Origin of the sequence: Streptomyces sp. PKU-EA00015, assembly GCF_013387495.1 — a bacterium.
Classification (GTDB): domain Bacteria; phylum Actinomycetota; class Actinomycetes; order Streptomycetales; family Streptomycetaceae; genus Streptomyces.
Genome location: NZ_JABZEE010000049.1, coordinates 123,508 through 129,514 on the forward strand (window position 1 = coordinate 123,508; position 6,007 = coordinate 129,514).

The window sequence follows — 6,007 nt, forward strand, 5'->3', positions numbered from 1 at the left end:
TCGCCACGGGTACGAGTCGAGTCTTGCGACAGAAGCGGTCACGCGCGCTGGTGCGCAGCGCAGTCCTGGCCGGGGGTTTTCCCCACCCCCCGCCGGTGCGCGGCCCCGACCGGGGCTGTAGGACCAAGGTAAGGAACGGGCCCGGCAGTTCTCGTCGTCCGCCGGGACGACCGCTCCCTGAGCGGAAGTAAGGACAACCCCCTAGGGGCCCTCCACCCTCAGGTGGAGGCGCGGTACGACGAGCGTGCACCCTCCCCCTGCGTCAGGTTCAAGTGAGAGGGTGTCCCCCGGAAATAGATGCAGGGGGAAAGGATCTGGACGTGAGCGTGGAGGAGACACCCCGGGGCAGCGCGGCCTCCCCGGCGACCGGCACCTCGGCGGCGGGGGGCGGCGGGCAGGCTGACCCGGCCACGGGACGCCGCGGGCCAGTGGTCGCGGCGCTCATGCTCGGGATGGCGCTCGCCGCGCTCGACGGGACCATCGTGTCCACCGCCGTACCGCAGATCGTGGGCGATCTCGGCGGGTTCTCCGTCTTCTCCTGGCTGTTCTCCGGCTACCTGCTCGCTGTCACCGTCACCCTGCCCGTCTACGGCAAGCTGTCGGACACCTTCGGCCGCAAGCCCGTCCTCGTCGCCGGCATCGTGCTGTTCCTGATCGGCTCCCTGCTGTGCGCCGTCGCCTGGAACATGGCCGCACTCATCGCGTTCCGCGTCGTCCAGGGGCTGGGCGGCGGCGCGCTCCAGGGCACGGTGCAGACGATCGCCGCCGACCTGTATCCGCTGAAGGAACGGCCCCGGATCCAGGCGAGGCTGTCGACGGTGTGGGCGACGTCGGCGGTGGCGGGCCCGGCGATCGGCGGGCTGCTCGCCGCGTACGCCGACTGGCGCTGGATCTTCCTGCTCAACCTGCCGGTCGGTGCCGTCGCGCTGTGGCTGGTCGTCCGCCACCTGGTCGAGCCGTCCCGCCCCGCGCCCGCGGCCCGTCCCCGCGTCGACTGGGCCGGAGCGCTGCTCGTCTTCGCGGCGGGCAGCCTGCTGCTCACCGCCCTGGTCCAGGGCGGCATCGCCTGGCCCTGGCTGTCGGCGCCCTCCCTCGCGCTGTTCGGCGGCAGTGCCGTCCTGATCGCCGCCACGGTCGTCGTCGAGCGCCGTGCCGCCGAGCCGATCATCCCCGGCTGGGTCTGGCGCCGCCGCACCATCGCGGCGGTGAACCTCGCCCTGGGGGCGCTCGGCCTGTTGATGGTGGCGCCCACGGTGTTCCTGCCGACGTACGCCCAGTCCGTCCTCGGCCTCGGGCCCATCGCGGCGGGCTTCGTCCTCTCGGTGATGACGCTGAGCTGGCCGGTCAGCGCCGCGCTGTCCAACCACGTCTACACACGCATCGGCTTCCGCCTGACCGCGATCATCGGCATCGGCCTGGCCATGCTGATCCTGCTCGCGTTCCCCCTGCTGCCGTTCCCCGGGGCGCCCTGGCAGCCGGCGCTCATCATGCTGCTGCTCGGCGCCGCGCTCGGGCTCTTCCAGCTCCCCCTGATCGTCGGCGTCCAGTCCACGGTCGGCTGGTCCGAGCGCGGCACGACGACCGCGTCGGTCCTCTTCTGCCGCCAGGTGGGCCAGTCGGTGGGCGCGGCCCTGTTCGGCGCGGTCGCCAACGCCGTGCTCGTCTCCCGCCTGGGCGGCGGCGACCTCGACTCCGTGTCGCGCGCGCTGGAGCACCCCGCCTCGGGCGCGGCGACCGACACGCTCCGCAGGGCGGTGGACGCGGCGGTGGACCACGTCTACGTGGGAGCGGCGGCCGCCGCCGGACTGGCGCTTCTGGCGCTGGTGTTCGTGGCGCCGCGCAGATTCCCGGTCATAACCGACAAGCCCGATAAGCCCGACGCCTGACACGCCGTCGACCGGCAGCGGGCACGCTCACGCCGAATCGTCACCGAAACGACATACCGAACGGTCAGTAACCCCTTACGAAAGGGCTTTACCGGTGAGTAACGTACGCGGACCACCAGCCCCACCCGCCCCGTCCCCTGTGGCGGCAAGGAGCGAGAACGATGTCGTACCACCAGCTCTTCCCCGAACCACCCCCGCAGCCCAGAGCGGCCGGACGCCACCGGCACGACGCGGCGTCCCACGGCTGGGACGACGGCCCACAGCCCTGGGCCGACGCCCGGCAGCAGCAGGACCCCTGGGACACCGCGCACCAGCGGCCGCAGCAGCGCTGGGACGCCCCCCGGCAACAGCCGGAGCCGGACCCCGCCCCCGACGACCGCGTCGACATGCGCGCACTCGGCTCCGCCTACCGCCGGCTGCGCCGCGTCGCGACGTTGACCGCGCTCGGCTACTTCGTCCTCTTCCTGCTCCTGTCCGGCTACGCCCCCGAAACGATGACGGGCCGGATCACCGGCGGACTGACCACCGGACTCGTGCTCGGGCTGCTCCAACTGCCCGTGGCGCTCGCCGCGATCGCGGTCTACGAACGGATCGCGCGCAGACGGGTCGACCCGCTCGCGCACGCCATACGGGAGCGGGCCGAGACGGCCGCCGCCGACCGGACCGAACATCAGAGCCGTCCGGGCCGCGCCGCGTGGCAGCAGCCCACGGGAGGTACGCGCGCATGACCGGCTTCAGCTCCGAGGCGCAGACCATGTCGCTGATCGCCTTCATGACCGTCATCACGGTCACGCTGCTGCTGTGCGTGATGACCGGCCCCGACCGCGACGACCTGGGCGAGTTCTACACCGGCTACCGCTCCCTGACTCCCGTGCAGAGCGGCCTCGCCATCGCCGGCGACTACATCTCCGCCGGCACCGTGCTCGGCACCATCGGCATCATCGCGCTCGTCGGCTACGACGGGGTGACGCTCGCCCTGAGCACCGTGCTCTCCCTGGTGCTGATGATGTTCCTGCTGGCCGAACCCCTGCGCAACGCGGGCCGGTTCACCATGGGCGACGTCTTCACCCGCCGCGCCCCCGGCCCCGCCGTACGGATCGTCACGGCCGCGGTCACCCTCACCGCGCTGCTGCCGCTGGTCGTCTTCCAGCTCGCGGGCGCGGGCGACCTGCTCGCCGTCGTCCTCGGCTTCCACGCCGACGGGTTCAAGACCGGGGCCATCGTGTTCCTCGGCCTGCTGATGATCGCGTACGCGGCGATCGGCGGAATGAAGGGCACCGCCTTCATCCAGATCGTCAAGACCGTCGTCCTGCTGGTGGCGGCCACGGCCGTCACGCTGCTCGTCCTCGAACGCTTCGACTTCAGCCTGCCCGTACTGCTGGACGCCGCCGCGCGGGGCAGCGGAGCGGGTGACGCCTACCTCGCCTCCGGGCTCCAGTTCGCCGGCGACGAAATCGACATGATCAGCACGCAGCTGACGGTCGTGCTCGGCGCCGCCGTCCTGCCGCAGATCACGATGCGCATGTTCACCGCGCGCAGCGCGACCGCCGTGCGGCGTTCGATGTCGTGGGCCGTCTCCATCGTCGTCGTGACCTGCCTGCTGAGCGTCGTCATCGGCTTCGGCGCTGCGGCCGTCGTCGGGCGCGAGACGCTCGTCACCGGAGACCCGCAGGGCAAGACCGCCTTCCTGATGGTCACTCAGGCCGTTCTCGGCTCCGATCCGACGACGCTCGAAACACTGCTGTTCACGGCCGTCGCCACGGCGATCTTCCTCACGCTGCTCGCCTCCGTCGCCGGAATCACGCTCGCCTGCGCCAACACCCTGGCGCACGACCTCGTCGCGCACGGGCTGCGCCGGGCGACGCTGCCGCCCCGCACGGAGACGGCCATCGCCCGGGCCGCCGCGGCCGGGGTCGGCCTGGTCGCCCTCGTCATCGCCGCCGGGGCCCGGCACCTCAACCTCCAGGCGCTGCTGACCCTGTCGTTCTGCATCGGCGCCTCCGCGGTCGCCCCGGCGCTCGTCTACAGCCTCTTCTGGCGCCGCTTCTCCCGCACGGGCCTGCTCGCCACCCTCGTCACGGGCACCGTCGCCTCGCTGATCCTGATGACCGGCAGCAACCTCGTGTCCGGATCGCCGCAGTCCGTCTTCCCGGACGCGGACTTCAACTGGTTCCCGTTCACGACGACGGGCCTCGTGTCCGTCCCGCTGGGCTTCCTCGCGGGCCGGCTCGGCACGGTCCTGTCCGAACGCGACCGCGCCGGGGAACGACAGCGCTACGAGGAGCTGGAACCGGCGATCCTGGCCGGCGCCGTGGAAAGCACCCCCGGGTCGTAACCGTCGCCGGCGCGCCCGAGGACGGGTGATCCCGAGTCCTGAACACACGGCCGGGCGCCGTGGTCCGCCCTCGCGGACCACGGCGCCCGGCCTGTTGCTCAACGGGTCAGAGCAGCCCGTCCCACATCTGCTCCAGCAGCACCGACCACCAGCTCTCCGGCGACGACAGCGCCGCCGGGTCCAGGGCGGCCAGCTGCGCCTGGAAGTCGACCGTCCAGCGGCCCGCCTGCTCCGGGTTCAGCCCGAAGCGCAGCCGCCACATGCGGCCGAGCAGCGCCATGCAGCGCACGAACTCGGGCAGGCCCGTGTTCACGAACTGCGGCGACACCGGCGCACCGCCCGGACCGCCCTCGACCGGGACCGCGACGATGTGCGCCGTGCCGTACTGGACACAGATCGCACGGCCGAAGTCGCTGCCGAGCACCAGGTACGAGCCCGCGTCCGACGCGGGCTGCACCTGCCGCTGCGCGGCGAGCTCCGCGAGCGTCGGCACCACCGGCTGGGCCGGCTGAGCCCAGAAGAACGGATTGAAGTCGCCCGGCAGGCCCGCCCACACCAGGGTCGCCGCCACGATCTCCGGCACGCCCTGGCGCGACACCGCCCGCTGGTCGAACCGGCACAGCCCCTGCGGGCCGAACGCCGCCGCCAACTCCTGCGCGACACCCTCCGGAGGGATCGGCGGAGCGGGCGGAACCTGCGGCAGCGGGGCACGCACCGGCGCGGGCCGCGCGGGCCCGTCCGCGACCTGGTGCAACTCGCCCTGGTGGGCGATCAGTTGCGCCATGCCCTGCTGACGGGACGCGTGGTCCCTGCCGTACGGGGCGATCGAGGTGATCCGCGCCTGCGGCCACGTCTCACGGATCATGCGCGCGCAGTACGCCCCCGGCAGCTCGCACGACTCCAGTTCGGTGTGCAGCTCCAGCACCTGCTGCGGCGGCACGTTCATGGCGCGCAGCTCGTGCAGGATCTGCCACTCCGGATGCGGGGTGCCCGGCGCCGAACGGCGGATCAGCTGGGCCTCGGAGCCGTCGGGCGCGCGGTAGCGCAGCACCGCCTGGTAGCCGGGGCCGACCGTCGGCACACCGGAGGGCTGCTGCGGGTAGCCGTACGAGGGCGGGCCGCCCGCCGGCTGCCCGGGCCCCGGCACGTGCGGCAGCGGACCGGGGGCGCCGGGAGGCCCCGGAGGCTGCGGGGCGCCCGGACCCATCTGCGCGGGACCCGCCAGCATCGTCGCCGCATGATGCACCCCACCACCCGGAGGCGGCGTCGCACCAGGAGGCGCAGGCGGACCAGGAGGCGGCGGCGTCGAACCCGGAGGACGCGGCGGACCCGGAGGCTGCGGCGCACCCGGACCCATCTGCGCGGGACCCGCCAGCATCGTCGCCGCATGATGCACCCCACCACCCGGAGGCGGCGTCGCACCAGGAGGCGCAGGCGGACCAGGAGGCGGCGGCGTCGAACCCGGAGGACGCGGCGGACCCGGAGGCTGCGGCGCACCCGGACCCATCTGCGCGGGACCCGCCAGCATCGTCGCCGCATGATGCACCCCACCACCCGGAGGCGGCGTCGCACCAGGAGGCGCAGGCGGACCAGGAGGCGGCGGCGTCGAACCGGACGGCCCGGGCGGCTGCGGCCCGTCCGGGCCGAGCTGCGAGACGAGTTGCGTCGGCAGATAGCCGCCCGCGGGCGCGCCGGGAGTCCCCGGGCCCGTCGGCGGCGGCGTGGCACCCGGCCGTGCGCCGGGCGTGCCCGGAGCACCGGGCGGCGGCGGAGGCGTCGCGCCCCC

The 6,007-nt window shown here is 73.5% G+C and carries 4 protein-coding genes; 3 read left to right on the plus strand and 1 reads right to left on the minus strand.

The window, feature by feature from the left end; genetic code table 11:
* Positions 1–320 precede the first annotated feature (320 nt).
* The 3 genes from HW130_RS27330 (at position 321) to HW130_RS27340 (ending at position 4,221) form a co-directional block, all read left to right on the plus strand.
* Positions 321–1,886, plus strand: coding sequence for an MFS transporter (locus HW130_RS27330; protein WP_309140594.1), 1,566 nt, complete (start codon positions 321–323; stop codon positions 1,884–1,886).
* Between the two features lie 161 nt (positions 1,887–2,047).
* Positions 2,048–2,614: a DUF485 domain-containing protein gene (locus tag HW130_RS27335; protein WP_177152392.1), complete on the plus strand. Its 567-nt coding sequence runs from the start codon at positions 2,048–2,050 to the stop codon at positions 2,612–2,614.
* A complete protein-coding gene (locus HW130_RS27340; RefSeq protein WP_177152393.1) occupies positions 2,611–4,221 on the plus strand; it encodes a cation acetate symporter in 1,611 nt (536 codons plus the stop codon). The genes HW130_RS27335 and HW130_RS27340 overlap by 4 nt, the downstream gene beginning before the upstream one ends.
* Positions 4,222–4,327: 106 nt before the next feature.
* Here the strand turns inward: HW130_RS27340 and HW130_RS27345 are convergent.
* Positions 4,328–6,007: SUKH-4 family immunity protein (locus tag HW130_RS27345; RefSeq protein ID WP_177152394.1), on the minus strand; the 1,680-nt coding region annotated here is incomplete at its 5' end.